The sequence below is a fragment of the Paenibacillus sanfengchensis genome (assembly GCF_036864765.1).
Lineage (GTDB): Bacteria > Bacillota > Bacilli > Paenibacillales > Paenibacillaceae > Fontibacillus > Fontibacillus sanfengchensis.
In genome coordinates this window covers 68,361-84,825 of record NZ_JBAGJC010000015.1, presented here as the reverse complement: position 1 = coordinate 84,825, position 16,465 = coordinate 68,361, and the positions used below count along the sequence as shown (strand labels likewise).

Sequence of the window (16,465 nt, the reverse complement as noted above, 5' to 3'; positions counted from 1 at the left end):
GCGGTCCTGCAGGCTAGGCTGGAAGGATTCCGGTGATGATTGAACGAAAGACTTCCCCGAGAACCGGCGGCGAAGTGCATCAAGGTGCAGAGTAGACGTGCGGCGCAGGCGGGCGTTAACCGCTTATGAGCGGATCTTTTGGCGGCGAATTTTGCCCCGGGATTCGGAATGTGGGTGGCACCACGGGTGAATGGATAACCAATCTCTCGTCCCTGTTTGTAATAAACAGAGGCGGGAGTTTTTTATTTCCAAAAACTTCGAAATGAAGCAGATCAAGAGAGATGGAGGATGGGATTATGGCGTTTCAGAAACCGACGGGCACGCAGGATTTGCTGCCGGGCACGGTGGAAAAGTGGCAATGGATCGAAGACAAAGCCCGCGATCTTTGCCGCCGTTTCAATTACCGGGAAATCCGGACGCCGATGTTTGAGCAAACCTCGCTATTTGAACGGGGAGTCGGCGAAACGACGGATATCGTGGAGAAGGAAATGTACACGTTTCAGGATAAAGGGGAACGCTGGATGACCCTGCGTCCGGAAGGCACAGCCGGTGTAGTCCGCTCTTATGTGGAAAATAAATTGTACGGCGATCCGGACGTGACCAAATTGTATTACATCGGACCGATGTTCCGTTACGAGCGTCCGCAGGCGGGACGCCAGCGCCAATTCCACCAGTTCGGCGTCGAAGCTTTCGGGGCGACGGACCCGGCGATCGATGCGGAGGTCGTCGCTCTTGGTTTTCAATATTGCCGGGAGCTGGGATTGAAAGAGGTGAAGGTGGAGATCAACTCGGTAGGAAATCCGGCCAGCCGGGCCGCTTATCGCGAGAAGCTGCTGGCGTTTCTGACCCCGATGAGGGACACGCTCTGCAAGGACTGCCAATCGCGAATGGAGCGAAATCCGCTGCGGGTGCTGGATTGCAAAGTGGACCAGGATAAGTTCGGAGGGGCCCCGTCGATCCTGGACAGTCTGGATGAGGAATGCACCGCTCACTTCGCCAAGGTTCAGGAACTGCTGACCGCGATGGAAGTGGATTATGTCATCAATCACCGGCTCGTCCGCGGTCTGGACTATTATACGCACACCGCGTTCGAATATAAAGCGCAAGGGATCGGGGCCATCGATACGATCGGCGGCGGGGGCCGGTACAATGGCCTTGTTGCCGACGTCGGCGGGCCGGACCAGCCGGGAATCGGCATGGCTCTTGGACTTGAGCGGATCGCGCTGATTCTCGAGAAACAAGGGATCGGCCTTGACGCGGTCAAGCCGCTGGATGTTTATCTGGTGGCGCTTGGCGAAGCGGCGGACAAGGAGATTACGACCCAGTTGTTTAAGCTGCGGCAGGCCGGATTCTCCGGAGAGCGGGATTATTTGGGGCGTAAAATGAAAGCCCAGATGAAATCCGCCGATCGGATGCAGGCCCGGTATACGGCCATCCTGGGCGACGACGAGCTGGAGCGCGGCGAAATTGCGCTGAAATCGATGGAAACGGGCGAACAGAGCACCGTCAAGCTTGCGGAGTGGATCGACTTGTTGCGGAAGTAAGAGAAGAACACCGTTTTTTCAAAATTAACCATATTAATTAAAAGTGAAGGAGCCATACCTGTATGAAACGTACGCATCAATGCGGAACACTGACGACCGCAAATATCGGAGAAACCGTTACCCTGAACGGGTGGGTCCAAACCCGCCGCGACCTTGGAGGTGTCTTGTTTATCGACCTGCGTGATCGCAGCGGGATTGTTCAGATCGTCTTTAATCCGGCTTACTCCGGAGAAGCGCTGCAAATTGCGGAAAAAGTGCGCACCGAATATGTGCTTGCCGTTCGCGGCGAAATCGTAAAACGGGATGCGGAAACGGTGAACCCGAATCTGCCAACCGGCGAAATTGAAGTTCGCGTGACGGAGATCGAGGTGCTGAACGCGGCTAAAACGCCTCCGTTCTTCATCGAAGACGGCATTGAAGTCGATGAATCCTTGCGCTTGAAATATCGTTATCTGGACCTGCGCCGCCCGGAAATGCAGAAAACGCTGTGGCTGCGTTCCAAAGCGGCTAAAGTATTCCGCGATTTCCTCGACGGAGAGGGCTTTATCGAGGTGGAAACGCCGATTCTAACGAAAAGCTCGCCGGAAGGCGCCCGTGATTATCTGGTGCCGAGCCGTGTGCATCCCGGCGAATTCTTCGCTCTGCCGCAATCGCCGCAATTGTATAAGCAATTGCTCATGGTCAGCGGGGTCGAACGCTACTACCAGATCGCCCGCTGCTTCCGGGACGAGGATTTGCGGGCCGACCGCCAGCCGGAATTTACGCAAGTCGACATCGAGACCTCGTTCCTTAGTCAGGACGAGCTTTTGGACATGATAGAGAAGCTGGTGGCCCGTTTGTTTAAAGAGACCAAGGGTCTGGACATCGAAACGCCGTTCCAGCGGCTCAGCTATGCCGATGCAATCGGCAAGTACGGTTCCGATAAACCGGATCTGCGTTTCGGTCTGGAACTGGTTAACGTAAGTGATCTTGTCGCGACCAGTGGTGTTAAAGTATTCGCTTCCGTCATTGAAAAAGGCGGGGAAGTCAAAGTGCTGAACGCCAAGGGCTGCGGAACATGGAGCCGAAAGGACATCGATGACCTCGGCCCGTTTGCCGCCCGCTACGGCGCGAAAGGCCTGGCCTGGATTCAGGTGAAGGAAGGGGAATTCCGCGGACCGATCGTCAAGTTCTTTACCGAGCAGGAAATCGAAGCGTTGAAGGAACGCACGGGTGCGGAAGAAGGCGATTTGCTTCTCTTCTCGGCGGACAACAAGAAGGTCGTTGCCGACGTTTTGGGCGCGTTGCGTCTGAAGATCGGCCGGCAGCTCGGCCTGATCGACGAGAGCGTGTACAAATTCGCCTGGGTCGTCGACTTTCCGTTGCTCGGATGGGATGAAGAGCAAAAACGCTATGTGGCGGAGCACCATCCGTTCACCCGTCCGCGCGAAGAAGATCTTGCCCTCTTCGAGACCGATCCGGGTAAAATCTTGGCTCAAGCTTATGACCTTGTCTTGAACGGCTACGAAGTCGGCGGCGGCTCCATGCGGATTTACAAACGTGAGGTACAGGAGAAGATGTTCGAAGCCATCAAATTGTCTCCGGAAGAAGTCAAGGATAAATTCGGCTACCTGCTGGATGCCTTTGAGTATGGAACGCCTCCGCACGGCGGGTTCGCCTTCGGCTTCGACCGTCTGGTCATGTTGCTGGCCGGCCGTTCGAACCTGCGCGAAACGATCGCCTTCCCGAAAACGCAAAGCGCCGCCGATCCTTTGATGAACGCTCCGGCCGAAGTCGATGTGGCTCAGTTGGAAGAACTGCATATCAAGCTGGCTAAGAAACCGGCTGAAGATAAAAAGTAAGTTCGGAATCGAACCAGAAACCTGATGGGAGGTTAGCCTACACATGCTTCATCAATTTTCACGAACCGAGCTGGCCATTGGTGCCGAGGGTCTGGACATTCTGAAAAAAAGCACGGTAGCCGTGCTTGGTGTCGGCGGCGTCGGGGCTATGGCGGTCGAAGGGCTGGCCCGGACCGGCATCGGGCGGATCATCATGATCGACAAGGACGTTGTCGACATCACGAACATAAACCGCCAGATTCATGCTTTGACGACCACCATCGGCCAGAAAAAGGCGGATCTGATGTGCGAACGGGTAAAACTGATCAATCCGGAATGCGAGACGATCGCATTGAACATGTTTTACACCGAAGAAACGTATGAGGAATTGTTCAAATACGATATCGATTATGTATTGGACGCTTCCGATACGATCATGTACAAAATTCACCTGATCAAGGAATGCCGCAAACGCGGAATACCGATGCTCTCCAGCATGGGGGCGGCCAACAAAATGGATCCGACAAAGTTCCAGGTGGCCGATATTTCCAAAACCCATATGGACCCGATGGCGCGGGTGATCCGCACCAAACTGCGCGAAGACGGCATCAAGAAGGGCGTCAAAGTCGTTTTCTCCACGGAACAGCCGGTCAAGCCCCGCGTGGACGTCACCGAGAAAATCGCTCCGGCCGACGCGAAGATTCGGAAAGCGAAGCAGCCGCCGGCGAGCAATTCGTTTGTGCCGCCGGTCGTCGGCTTGATCATGGTCAGCGTGGCCGTACGCGAGCTGCTGGAAGCCGGGGGAGTGCGGGCATGAACCCGCAGCCGGAGCTGATCAAGAAGCTGCGATTGCCCGCGGATCACGAACGCGTTCTCGTGCTGGGCGCGCCGGAGGGGTATGTGGAGCAGTTGGGCTTAAGCTCGGCGCATACCGTTTTGGACGAGGGACTGGCCGGAAGTTACGAGTTCGTGCAGATGTTTTTCCGTTCGATCCGGGACGTGGAGGAAGGGGCACCCGCGGCGCTGCGCGCCATCAGGCCGGACGGACTGCTGTGGCTGTGCTATCCGAAAGGAGGCGCCAAGGCGGGCACCGATCTGACCCGGGACAAAGGCTGGGAAACGGTAAAAGCCGCCGGGTATGACGGCATCGCGCTGGTGTCGCTGGATGACGTGTGGTCGGCGATGCGGTTTCGGCCGGCGGACCTGGTGAAGCTCACGCCGAGGTCCACCCGCCGCACGGCCGGGACGGGAGAGGCGAAGCGCGAACCGGCGACCCCCGCCGAAGCGCCGGAGGAGCTGACGTTGGCGCTCGGGAAGGAGCCGCAGGCCGCGAAGTTTTTTGACGAGCTGGCCCCGTCTCACCGGAAAGCGTACCTCGAGTGGATCACGGATGCCAAGCGTGCGGAAACGCGGGAAAAGCGGATTGCTCAAACCATAGAGAAGCTGAAGCTGGGCTTGAAACGTCCGTCGGACAAAATCTGACGCTATAAAATGCATAGGCTGCTGCAACGAAGCGCAGGTTTGATGGGAACATCAAACCTGCGTTTTTTATTGGGTGCGGCTTCGCAGAAGTTGTGCAAGAATGTTTCTCTGAGGCAGGGGGGCCGGTTGCGACAGACTGCGGGTGTGGTATGAGCAAGCTTGGTGGTGGTGCCTGTTCTAATAATTAACGGGATTTCCTACCGTTAATTTCGAGCGTTTCCCCTTGTGGAGCAGGATTAACGGGAGTTTATCCCGCTATTTCCGCACAAAGTGGTCGATGGAGCCGCAGGGGTGCGGATTAGCTGGAGCTTTTCCAGTTATTTATGCCCGCGGGGCTGGAGTGTCCAAAATAGCGGGATGTTTTCCCGCTATTTAGAATGCGCCGCTCGCCGGGCCCCGCCGGAACCTGTGACATTTAAGCAAGTAAATTCGCTTTAATCCGTTCTTAAGTGGTATAATAAAACTCCTTTTGACTTCGGAGCAGGGCAGCCAGAGCTACACCGGATCGGCCGGAGCACAGACGGAATACTAAACCTTAGGAGGTAACTGAAATGGAAGATTTTCAAAGTGCCTATCAAGAAGAAAAAGAGCGGCTGAATCGGACGCTGGGCGAGGTGGAAGCGAAGCTTCAAGAGCTGCGTAGCATCCCCGTGTATACGGGCCATGATTTTACGGAGCAAATTCTGGAATCGGGCAGGGAAGCCCAGCGGCAGCAGTTGGAGAAATCTATCCGCGAGCCTTACTTTGGCCGGCTGGATTTTGAGGAACGGGGCAAGGGGGCGTCGCCGCTGTATATCGGCAAAGTGGGCGTGGCCGACGCCGACGGGAGAAATCCGCTGATCATCGATTGGCGCGCCCCGGTGGCCAGCTTGTTCTACTCCTTTACCGGCGGGGACTCGGCCGCCTATGAGTCGCCCGAGGGACTGATCGAAGGGCTTGTGTACTTGAAGCGGAACATCGTCATCCGCAAGGGCATTCTGGAGCGGGTCGTGGACACGTTCAACAAGCAGAGCGAAGGTCCGGCCGTATCCGACGAGTTCCTGGTGTACCGCCTCGGCGAAAACAAAGACAACCGGCTGCGTGACATTGTTTCCACGATTCAAGCGGAGCAGGATCTGATCATCCGGGCGGCGAAAAACACCGCACTCATTATCCAGGGCGTGGCCGGAAGCGGAAAAACGACCGTGGCGCTGCACCGGCTCGCTTTTTTGCTGTATCAGTTCAAGGAGCAAATCAAGGCGGAGCGGATGGTTATTTTTGCCCCAAACCATATGTTTATCGACTATATTTCCGAGGTGCTGCCCGAGCTGGGGGTCGGCGACATTCAGCAGAGTACCTTCGGCGACTGGGCGGCCCGGGTCCTGGGACTTATGGAAGCGCCGACCGACGGCGCGGCTACGCTGACGCGCTGGTTCGATAGCGATGAGTTTGGCGGCAAGCGGCCGGACGATGAAGCATTGCCCGGGAGGTACAAGGGCTCGCTTGCCTTTCAAGCGATCCTCGACCGCTATCTGGAGCGGATTGAGGCCGGCTGTGTACCCGATGCGGATTTTGAGCCGTGGGACGGGAGCCGGCTTGCCCGGGAAACGATTCTGCAATGGTTTGAGGGCGAATATAAGCACTATCCGGTTGCCCGCCGCAAAGAACGGGTGTTGGCCCGGATTCACCGCTGGGTCGAGATGGAGCTGAAGAAATCACCTTCCCAAACCGCGCTCAAAGAACGCAAGAAAAAAGCGCAGCAGCGGGAAAAGGCCTATGCCAAAAAGTGGCCGGAGCTGGAGGCGGTGGCTTTATACAAAAACTTATTTTTGACGTTCGGGGGAAAAAAAGGGAACAGCTTGGACGGGGATATCCTCTCAGGCATACCGGCCGCGATGTATAAGGAAACCAGGGATTATTTGAAAAAGGGACAGGTCAAGGACGAGGATCTGGCGGCCATGCTTTACTTGCATTCCCGAATCCAGGAAATCGAGGGGAGCCTGACTTTCGATCACGTCGTCATCGACGAGGCCCAGGATTTCAGTCCTTTTCAAGTGGCGGTGCTGGACCGGTTCGTCAAAGGGCACTCCTTCACGATTCTCGGCGATCTGTCGCAGGGGATCCATTACTACAAAGGGGTCCGGACCTGGGAGGAGATGCAAGCCTTGTTCGCGCCCCAGGAAACCGCTTATTTTGCGCTGACGCGCAGCTACCGGTCGACGATGGAAATCATCGAATTTGCCAACGATATTTTGAAAAAAGGGGTGGGCACCGACCTGTTGGCGGTTCCGGTATTCCGCAGCGGGGAGCCGGTTAAATTGAAGCCGGCGGTTGGTGACGGACGTCTGGCGGCCATCTCGGAAGCCTTGGACCATACGCTATCCGGCACGCACCGCACGGTGGCGCTGCTGACCCGGACGATGGCGGAGGCGGAGGAGCTGCATCGCGAGTTGGCGGAACAAGGCAAGGATGTTCATTTGATCGACGGCGACCAGCGGCAATACGCGGGCGGGATTTCCGTGCTGCCGGTCTACCTGTCCAAAGGCCTTGAGTTTGACGCCGTGCTCGTGACGGATGTGGACCGGGCCCACTATGGCCCGCAGGATGCCCGGCTGCTGTACGTCGGTTGCACGCGGGCTCTGCATGAGCTGTGGCTGATGCATGGCGAACAACTGCCGGAGTATGTGCCGGACAAAGTGCCAGCCGATGTGTAAAGCTGCCCGGCTAAACCAGCCGGACCGCATTCAACGGCCGTCGATAAAATCCTCCAGGCTGCGGTCGGCCTTGCTTTGATTGCATTCGCTGCAGGCGCAGACGCAATTTAGCGGCGTCGTATGTCCGCCCTTGGCTTTCGGCAAAAGGTGGTCAATCGTATCCCCGTAGGCGCCGCAGAAAAAACAGGTATAGCGGTCCCGGGTTAAAATGTAGCGGCGGAAGGCCTTGTTGCTGTACAAACGGCGGATCGTGTGGCGATTGACGACGACGGCGGCATGCTCTTTCACGAGGGTGACCGCGAGTTCCAGGTCGACCTCCTGATGCCAGCGGCTGCCTTTGTCGGTCCGGCCGCGCATCCGGATTTTCCCCTCCCGGTTAGGGCGCAGCACCGAGGCATCGGGGGCCGAGGCCGGCGCCGAAGCGGGAGGAGCGGGGAGAGCCCGCTTCATCAAGGGGCGGGCGATTGTCCCTTCGACCGGCTTATCCGCAGCCGCAGCCGTGGACGCTTTGAGCTCGATCGGCCGGGAGGCAGGCTGCCCCAGCCGTTTCAATTCGGCGCGGCAGCCCCGGCAGGTGCCCCGGCGGGCGCCCTTGCCGGAACGCTTGCCAGTGCGCCGTAAAAAATGAGAGACCGGCTTTATTTCGCCGCAGCGGGCGCAGCGTTTGAAGTTCTTTTGCAGTTCCCCGCTTTTCGTATCGGGGGCTTCGGCAAGTTTGTCCGGGTTGTTCGGGCCGGTCCGCATCATCGGTTCACCTCGTTCTTCAGAGCATCGTGGAATTTCGTTATATGTATATTATACCTCCCAGCGCCCATAAGTCCTAAACGGATTCGTTTTTTTTCGCGCAAATCAAATAGGCCGTCCGGGCCTGATCCGGGCGGCCTATCTCTATTCGGTAACGGCTGCGGCTTCCCTGAGGGAGGTTCGCATTTTACAAATGATTTTACGGATGCTTTCGTCGGATAGAAAAAATCGCTCCGCCAGATCGCTGACGGTATGCCCCGAATGGTATAGGCGGTAGATTTCTTCATTTCTTTTGGCCATCGATTTGCGGGTTCCGCTGAGCTCACCCCATAATGCCCGGGAACGTTCCGGCTTGGGGATATAGAGCAGTTCGCCCTGGATATAATTCTGAAGTTCTTTCAACAGCCTAGGGGGAAGCACATCCTTCCCGTTTTTGTAGTTCACGATCATGTTCCTCCTTGATCCTGGGTATGGAAGTTTGGCGGATAAATTGAGTTTCCATGGTCGTAAATCCCCCTTTCGGCGTAAAATTTGGTTTGCCCTAATTTGGCAATGCTTGCGTCTATCTTAACATACTTGGTTTCAAACGGAAATAAGAGGGGCATTACAGCCCCCCTAGCATGAGCTCCCGCGTTACGCGGAAGCCACCTCACTCACTGAAATCACTTCGATCAGCCCCCTTTCCAGTGATTCGTCGGCCCGACATCTATATTAACTCATATTCGAGGTGGGGAAGAAAGCGAAAGAACGTTTATAAATGTTTTTTACCGTTCATGTGCTAGAATGTGTATTGTATAGTCGATAACAAATGAATTGAGGAAGTGAGTTCATGGATTTATTCTCTTATTCCCGGGAAAGCGATCCCTCGGGGCGGCTGCTGGCCGACCGGATGCGGCCGACGACCCTGGACGAATATATCGGGCAAGAGCATATCGTCGGCCCGGGGAAGCTGCTCCGGCGCGCGATTGAAGCCGACCAGGTCTCCTCGATTCTGCTGTACGGTCCTCCGGGCTGCGGCAAAACGACGCTGGCCCATATTATTTCCCACCACACCCAGGCCGAATTTGTGCGGCTCAACGCGGTCGACGCTTCCGTCAAAGATGTCCGGGAGGTCATCGAAAAGGCGCAGAACGATAAAGCGTTTTACGGCACGAAAACGATTCTGTTTCTCGATGAGGTCCATCGCTTCAACAGCTCGCGGCAGGACGCCCTTCTTCCCGCGGTGGAGAAGGGTACGATCATCTTCATCGGCGCGACGACCGAGAACCCGTTCCACTATGTAAACGGGGCCTTGTTAAGCCGTTCGACGCTCTTCCAGCTGGAACCGCTGACGAAGGAGCACTCGCTCGTCGCCATGCGCCGGGCGCTGGACGATCGCGAGAAAGGTCTCGGCTTTATGAAGCTCGAGACCTACGAGGCGGCGCTCCGGCATATCGCGGAGATGGCCAACGGCGACATCCGCCGGGCCCTCAACGCGCTGGAGCTCGCCGCCATGACGACGCCGCCCCGCGGGGACGGCACCGTCCTCATCACGCTCGAGGTGGCGGAGGAGTCGATCCGCCGCCCGCTGGTCAAAGCGGACGAGTCGACGCAGTACGATGTCCTCTCCGCGTTTCACAAAAGCATCCGCGGTTCCAGCGATGCCGCGTTGTTCTGGTTTCTCTACGCCGTCGAGAAACTGGGGATGGACCCGATGACGTTTATCCGGCGGCTGATCGCCGCCAGCAGCGAGGACATCGGGCTGGCGAACCCGCAGGCCATGGTGCAGGCGGTCAGCGCCCTGGAGGCTTACCGCCACAACGGCTGGCCCGAGGCCAAACTGAATATCGCCCAGGCGATCCTGTTCGCGGTCGAGAGCCCGAAATCGAACGGCGTGGTGGCGGCGATCGGCAACGCGATGGCGGCCATCGAGGAGGTCAGGAGCGCGGAGGTGCCGCTGCATCTGCGGGACGCCCATTACAAAGGGGCGGTCAAGCTGGGGCATACCGGCTACAAATATCCGCACGACTATCCCGGCCACTACGTGAAGCAGGAATATCTGCCGGCCCATCTCGCCGGGCGCTCCTTTTACCATGCGACGGAGCAGGGAAACGAGAGCAAGATCCGGCATAATCAGGAGCTCCGGCGCAAAGGGGAGTAGGGAGTTGTAGCCCCCTCTCCGAAGACCATAACTGCAAAAAAATCCCCGCCCTCCAGGCTGTATGAAGCCGGAAGGCGGGGATTTTTGCGGAAAACGAGCGGGTTTACCGATGGCGGCCGAGCTCCGGTACAGGCAGCTTCTCCGGCGCTTCGATAATGCCGCCGCCCAGGCAAATTTCGCCATCGTAGAAGACGACGGCCTGCCCGGGGGTGATGGCCTTTTGCGGCTCATCGAATTGAACGGACAGCGTGCCGTCTTCCTGCGCCGTTACCGTAACCCCTTGGTCGGGTTGACGGTAGCGGAACTTGGCCGTGCACTTGAACGGCCCTTGCGGCAGTTGATCCTGCCCGGCGATCCAGTTGACGCCCGACGCGGTCAGGCCGGTCGAATAGAGGCTTGGGTGCTTGTCGCCTTGAACGACGTACAGGATGTTCCGTTCGAGATCTTTTTCGGCGACAAACCAAGGTTCGCCTGTGCCCGAACCGCCGATGCCGAGCCCTTGCCGCTGGCCGAGCGTATAGTACATTAAGCCGTCGTGCCGGCCTTTGACTTCGCCGGAGACGATATCGACCATCTCGCCGGACTTAGCCGGCAGATAGTGGCTCAGAAACTCGCGGAAATTCCGCTCGCCGATGAAACAGACCCCGGTGCTGTCTTTTTTCTTGGCGGTGTACAGCCCGGCCTCTTCGGCAATGCGCCGTACCTCCGGCTTGGGCAGATGGCCGATCGGGAACATCGCTTTGGAGAGCTGCTCCTGGTTCAGCGCGTTCAAAAAGTACGTTTGATCCTTGTTATTGTCGACGCCGCGCAGCAGCTTGTACACTCCCGCTTCTTCCACAACGCGGGCATAATGTCCGGTGGCCACGTAATCGGCGCCAAGGTCCAGCGCCTTGTTCAAAAATTCGCCAAACTTGATCTCCCGGTTGCACATGACGTCCGGGTTCGGCGTACGTCCGCGCTTATATTCGTCGAGAAAATAGGCAAATACTTTATCATAGTATTCTTTTTCAAAATTGACGGTATAGTACGGGATATCGATTTGCTCGCAGACGCGGCGCACATCTTCGGCATCCGCCTCGGCCGTGCAATAACCGAACTCGTCGGTATCGTCCCAGTTCTTCATGAATATGCCGATAACATCGTACCCTTGCTGTTTTAACAGCAGGGCGGTTACCGAGGAATCGACGCCGCCGGACATGCCGACAACGACGCGGGTTTCGTGATTGGGCTTGCTCATCTCTTTTCACTCCTTTAGGCCTCTTTGGGCCATATAGTTATTTTACCATAAGATCCGAGATCGGATTCGATGCTTCTCCTTGTGCTGTCGTAGGGCAGCCGCTGTCGAGCCGGTTTGTGAAAATGGTAAATTCCGGGCAGAAAATTGCAGGATTCCGGTCGGATTTGTTTTCCAAAAAGAGGCGGGATATGTTACGATAAACAAAGATTAATGATAGGAATAGACAGCAATATCTATTCTTAATTGATCAAAGTTCAATTATATAAAGATTATTTGAAAATTGAAAGAGGTGGCTTCTTTGAAGATTTCCACGAAAGGACGCTATGGCCTGACGATCATGATGGAGTTGGCCGCTAAATTCGGTGAAGGACCGACTTCACTCAAGAGCATTGCGGAGAAAAACCAGCTGTCCGAGCATTATCTTGAACAACTGATCGCCCCGCTGCGCAATGCCGGTTTGGTCAAGAGCGTTCGCGGCGCGTACGGCGGGTATATCCTGTCCCGCGAGGCCGGCGAAATTACGGCAGGCGACATCATTCGCGTGCTGGAAGGGCCGATTTCTCCGGTGGATTTTACGGAGGAAGACGATCCCGCGAAACGGGATTTATGGCTGCGGATTCGCGACAGTATCGCCGAAGTGCTGGATTCTACAACTTTGGAGAATCTGATATCCTTTGAGGAGAAGGGCGCGAAGGAAAATTATATGTTCTATATTTAGCAGGATTAGAATCCCGCCAATTCAATGGGATTAAAGAATGCTTGTCAAAAATTGTAATGCGTACCTTGCCCGCAATTGGTTGTTGTTGTTGGCATTTTTGAATGGTGTCAAGATAAATAAATAAGAGTTGTTGTCTAGTGCCCCATCAGCCATCGTAGTGAGAGTTTTTAAGACTCTTCGCCTCGGCGTAGCGGGCTTAATTCCGCATGCCTCCACCACAATTTCTCTAGGCCCTCGCTGTCGCTGCAATACCGGCCTTTTGGGCCGTTATTTCGGCCCGATTCGCCTCTACGGAGAAAATAGCGGTCAAAAAAGGCCTTGTTTCCTGCCTTGGAGTCCAATAATCAGGTTTTGACCCGCTTTTTCCTAAAATAGAGCCTTAAAAAGCCGTTATTTCCAAGCGCTGAGCCAAATTCGACAAAATAAGGGCGTAAAAAGCTCTTATCACGATTCACTAACCTAGCTTTCAAACAAGGTTGTCTGCTGGGGGACTCGGCATAACCGGAAAAATCGAGAACAATGAATAAGCCCACTGGCCTAAATGGCTGTGGGCTTTTATGCTCATACTTGAGACAAGAGATCTTTCTTTTTTAGTTCAAATTCTTCTTCGCTGATGATTCCTTGTTCCTTTAGTTTTGCTAATTTTTCCAGTTTTGAAAAAGCGTCTTCACTGGTTGGGGCGGCTTGAGCGACCGGTACCGCCGGATTTGGGTCGCTCTGCAATTTATAAATTAATTTTTCTATCCTCTTAAAATCATCAAAATTACCACGAATCATTACCGTGTTTTCATCTTTAGCATAATCAAAGGCGGAACCGAATCGCTTCGTATTGTCACCGGAGCCACTAGCAATAATTTGAAAATGACCGGCTGTCAACATGCTTGGTTTTTTTGTCTGAACCGATGTTATGCTTTTGATGAGGTAAGTCTTTAAAGATTTCTGTTCGAGCAACTTCCCTCTCTGTAAATAAACTACGTTCTTAGTTACAGCAATCAGTCCATTTATGCCTTCGGCAGAAGCAATGATGTCCTTTTGATCTACTGATTCGAGCAATTTCCTCATCAAATTTGACATATTCGACTTTCCTCCCTATTATTGAAACAATGATACCAAATATTGTATGGTACATCTATTACTTTTTTACCAAAGTTATATCACTTTTCGGATGGATTTTCGGGCAGGGAAGTCCAATCGGGACAAGTATGCCTCTCATAATGTATAGCAACCGCTTTGACATGGAGGTGGAGGCAGTGCCACGTGTATCAATAATCATGCCGGTTTATAACAATGCGGCGTTTGTCCAGGAAGCGATTCACAGCATGCTGATTCAGACTTTTAAGGATTTTGAGCTGATCGTCATCGACGACGGATCGAAGGATGGTTCGGCTGAGCTTATCGATCAGTTTAAGGACCCGCGGATTCGCAAAATCATTCACCGCCAAAACCGGGGGGTTGTCTCGGTTTTAAATGAGGGATTGGGACTGGCCACGGGAGAGTACATCGCTCGAATGGACAGCGACGATATCTCCACACCGGATCGGCTGAACATCCAGGTTTCGTTTATGGATCAGAATCCGGCGGTTGGTTTGAGTGCGGGAGCATTTACCACATTCATTGGCGGAAGGCCCAAAATTAATCCGTTTTCCCATGAGGAAATCAAAACCTGGCTCTTGTTTCATTGTTGTATCGCTCATCCGACAGTCATCATGCGAAACAGCATCGTTCAACAGCTGGGAGTTCGGTATGACAGCAATTATCCGCACGCGGAAGACTATGAGTTGTGGAATCGGCTGGCGTTTCAGACGCAATTGGCGAATCTGCCCGTAAATATGCTGTACTATCGCACGCATAGCGGACAAGTATCCCACTTGCACCGGGCGATCCAGAACGATTCGGCCCGGAGGGTCCGGCAAAGGCAATTTTCGCGCTTGGGTTTGCACCTTTCCGATGAAGAGAATCGGATTATGCTCGATTTTATACATTTCAATATTAATCCGGCGGACTATCCCGGTTATTTTCGGGCCGTTGGCTTCGCTCGTTGGTTGCTTGAACAAAATGCGAAGCATCGGGTGTATGATCAGCAAATGCTGAATATGGCATTATCCCGCTGCATTTCCCATCTGCCGTATTAAAAGAGGATAAACTCCGCCGCAGCTTCTTTGCGGCGGAGTTTTGTATAGTCGGACGAATTTGTCCGGATCCCGAAATTTACAAACCTTCCAAGCTAATAGGCAGTAGTTTTTTTGTCAAAAATAATATAGAATTAAACTCGCTCAAATGACTGTCTGATTTCATATTATCGAAGGTGGCTTGCCATACTATGAAAACCATATATTTGGACCACGCGGCTTCCACGCCCGTACATCCGAAAGTGGCGGAAGCGATGGTCACCGTCATGCGGGAGCAGTACGGGAACGCTTCGAGCATCCATGCCTACGGCCGTGCCGCCAAGAGACTTGTTAACGGATCGCGGGACCGGCTGGCGGACCTGGTCGGATGCCGCTCGGACGAGCTGGTGTTCACGGGCGGCGGAACGGAGAGCGATAATTTGGCTTTGTTTGGCGCAGCGGAAGCGCGAAGGGACCACGGCCGTCATATTATTACGACGGCGATCGAGCATCATGCGGTGTTGCATGCTTGCGGCCGCCTGGAGAAGCAGGGCTACGAAGTTACATATTTGCCTGTCGACCGGTATGGCCAAGTCCAACCGGAGCAGGTTCGGGAAGCGATTCGTCCGGAGACGATTATCGTCAGCGTGATGTATGCCAATAATGAGGTCGGGACGATACAGCCGATCGAGGAGATAGGAGCTATAACCGCGGAGAAGGGGATCGTGTTCCATGTTGATGCCGTCCAGGCTTTGGGCGCGCTGCCGATTCGGCTCGGGGAACTGCCGGTCGACTTGATGAGCTTTTCCGCGCATAAAATTAACGGGCCTCAGGGAGTAGGCGCGCTTTATGTCCGGCGGGAACTGGTGATTGAGCCGATTCTCATCGGAGGCCTGCAGGAGCGTAAACGCCGTGCCGGCACAGAGAATATGGCCGGGATTGCCGGATTCGCCAAAGCGGCCGAACTTGCGGCGGAACAGCTTTCCGGGCGCGCCGCGCAGGATGAAGAGCTGCGCCGGGTTTTCCTGGATGCGCTGGAAAGCGAGGTTGGGGCGGGGTGTTTCCATGTCAACGGACACCCTGTCAAGCGGCTTGCGCATATCGTCAATGTCAGTTTTCCGGAATGCGACACGGAGACGATGCTGATGAATCTGGATATGGAGGGAATTGCGGTAGCCAGCGGGTCAGCGTGCTCTTCGGGATCGCTGGAGCCGTCGCATGTTTTGGAAGCGATGAATCTGCCGATAAATTTTTTGAACTCGGCGATTCGATTTAGCTTCGGTTTGGGTAATACTACTGAAGAAATGAAACTTACCGCCGAAAAAGTTGGAACCATCCTGGAACGTCTTCGTAGAAGAAGATAATGGGCGTCTTTTGTAGTTTTTTCGGAGGGAGGTTTATTTCGCTGGTCTGCAGCAAGAGATTGCCACAGTAGGAGGAGCCGTGCTCATGATGAAACTTCAAGAGATGGTAGGCTTGGCCGTGTTCGATGTGGAAGACGGCAAACAGATCGGGAAAGTTCTCGACTTCCTGCTGGATGATCACTGGAGAATCACAGGCATACAGCTGGAGGGGAAAGCGATGTTTTCCTCCACAGTGAAGGTGGTGCTCTGGGAAGATATTGTAGCGTACGGTGAAGATGCCGTGATGATACGCAATCAACAGGCGATCCGCAAATGGGATGCCGAGAATATACAGCTTACCTTTTTCGCAGGTAACGGCAAATTGAAAGAACTTCCGCTCCTTACCGAGGACGGAATTTTGATAGGGCATGTGGCAGACGTTTATTTTGACCAGGAAATGGGAAATACAATTACAGGAATAGAAGTCAGTGACGGGTTTATCTCGGACCTGATGGAAGGGCGAAAAGTGCTGCCTTTTATACCCGGTATGACCAAAGGCGAAAACGCAATCATGGTCCCTCCAAACAGTGAGCAGCGGTTGGAGAAGGCGATGAATTCTGTTAATGGATAGGTGAT

Annotated in this window: 14 protein-coding genes; 10 read left to right on the top strand and 4 right to left on the bottom strand. The window is 54.6% G+C overall.

Translation table 11 applies throughout. From position 1 onward, the window contains the following. Positions 1-296 precede the first annotated feature (296 nt). The 5 genes from hisS to V4U84_RS22660 all read left to right on the top strand — a co-directional run bounded on the left by hisS (position 297) and on the right by V4U84_RS22660 (position 7,539). Positions 297-1,544, top strand: coding sequence for a histidine--tRNA ligase (gene hisS / locus V4U84_RS22680; RefSeq protein ID WP_334078025.1), 1,248 nt, complete (start codon positions 297-299; stop codon positions 1,542-1,544). Positions 1,545-1,606: 62 nt separating this feature from the next. Further along, a complete protein-coding gene (gene aspS, locus V4U84_RS22675) occupies positions 1,607-3,385 on the top strand; it encodes an aspartate--tRNA ligase (protein ID WP_334075647.1) in 1,779 nt (592 codons plus the stop codon). Between the two features lie 43 nt (positions 3,386-3,428). After that, positions 3,429-4,181, top strand: coding sequence for a tRNA threonylcarbamoyladenosine dehydratase (locus V4U84_RS22670; RefSeq protein WP_334075646.1), 753 nt, complete (start codon positions 3,429-3,431; stop codon positions 4,179-4,181). Continuing rightward, a complete protein-coding gene (locus tag V4U84_RS22665) occupies positions 4,178-4,846 on the top strand; it encodes a YdeI/OmpD-associated family protein (protein ID WP_334078024.1) in 669 nt (222 codons plus the stop codon). The genes V4U84_RS22670 and V4U84_RS22665 overlap by 4 nt, the downstream gene beginning before the upstream one ends. Before the next feature lie 551 nt (positions 4,847-5,397). Beyond that, complete coding sequence (locus V4U84_RS22660; protein WP_334078023.1) at positions 5,398-7,539, top strand: HelD family protein; 2,142 nt, start codon at positions 5,398-5,400, stop codon at positions 7,537-7,539. Between the two features lie 30 nt (positions 7,540-7,569). Here the strand turns inward: V4U84_RS22660 and V4U84_RS22655 are convergent, their stop codons facing one another. Next, positions 7,570-8,286, bottom strand: coding sequence for an HNH endonuclease (locus tag V4U84_RS22655; protein ID WP_334078022.1), 717 nt, complete (start codon positions 8,284-8,286; stop codon positions 7,570-7,572). 141 nt (positions 8,287-8,427) lie between these two features. Continuing rightward, a complete protein-coding gene (locus V4U84_RS22650; protein WP_334078021.1) occupies positions 8,428-8,727 on the bottom strand; it encodes a CD3324 family protein in 300 nt (99 codons plus the stop codon). Between the two features lie 385 nt (positions 8,728-9,112). Here V4U84_RS22650 and V4U84_RS22645 point away from each other — a divergent pair, with 385 nt between their 5' ends. After that, positions 9,113-10,423 (top strand): replication-associated recombination protein A, encoded by a 1,311-nt coding sequence (locus tag V4U84_RS22645; RefSeq protein ID WP_334078020.1) that lies wholly within the window; start codon positions 9,113-9,115, stop codon positions 10,421-10,423. Between the two features lie 103 nt (positions 10,424-10,526). On the opposite strand, the gene mnmA is transcribed toward V4U84_RS22645, so the two are convergent. Continuing rightward, the gene (gene mnmA / locus V4U84_RS22640) at positions 10,527-11,660 is read right to left on the bottom strand and encodes a tRNA 2-thiouridine(34) synthase MnmA (protein WP_334075640.1); all 1,134 of its coding nucleotides are present in this window, start codon (positions 11,658-11,660) and stop codon (positions 10,527-10,529) included. Between the two features lie 298 nt (positions 11,661-11,958). On the opposite strand from mnmA, the gene cymR reads away from it, so the two are divergent. Next, on the top strand, positions 11,959-12,378 hold the full coding sequence (gene cymR / locus V4U84_RS22635; protein ID WP_334075639.1) for a cysteine metabolism transcriptional regulator CymR: 420 nt from the start codon (positions 11,959-11,961) through the stop codon (positions 12,376-12,378). A 561-nt stretch (positions 12,379-12,939) separates the two neighbouring features. On the opposite strand, the gene V4U84_RS22630 is transcribed toward cymR, so the two are convergent. Further along, entirely contained in the window at positions 12,940-13,452 is a 513-nt protein-coding gene (locus V4U84_RS22630) for an SHOCT domain-containing protein (protein ID WP_334078019.1), read from the bottom strand. Between the two features lie 176 nt (positions 13,453-13,628). On the opposite strand from V4U84_RS22630, the gene V4U84_RS22625 reads away from it, so the two are divergent. The 3 genes from V4U84_RS22625 to V4U84_RS22615 all read left to right on the top strand — a co-directional run bounded on the left by V4U84_RS22625 (position 13,629) and on the right by V4U84_RS22615 (position 16,460). Further along, positions 13,629-14,510 carry a glycosyltransferase family 2 protein gene (locus V4U84_RS22625; protein WP_334078018.1) on the top strand — a complete coding sequence of 294 codons (882 nt, stop codon included), beginning with the start codon at positions 13,629-13,631 and terminating at the stop codon, positions 14,508-14,510. Between the two features lie 188 nt (positions 14,511-14,698). Further along, on the top strand, positions 14,699-15,850 hold the full coding sequence (locus V4U84_RS22620; RefSeq protein WP_334078017.1) for a cysteine desulfurase family protein: 1,152 nt from the start codon (positions 14,699-14,701) through the stop codon (positions 15,848-15,850). Between the two features lie 88 nt (positions 15,851-15,938). Further along, positions 15,939-16,460: a PRC-barrel domain-containing protein gene (locus V4U84_RS22615; RefSeq protein ID WP_334078041.1), complete on the top strand. Its 522-nt coding sequence runs from the start codon at positions 15,939-15,941 to the stop codon at positions 16,458-16,460. Positions 16,461-16,465 lie beyond the last annotated feature (5 nt).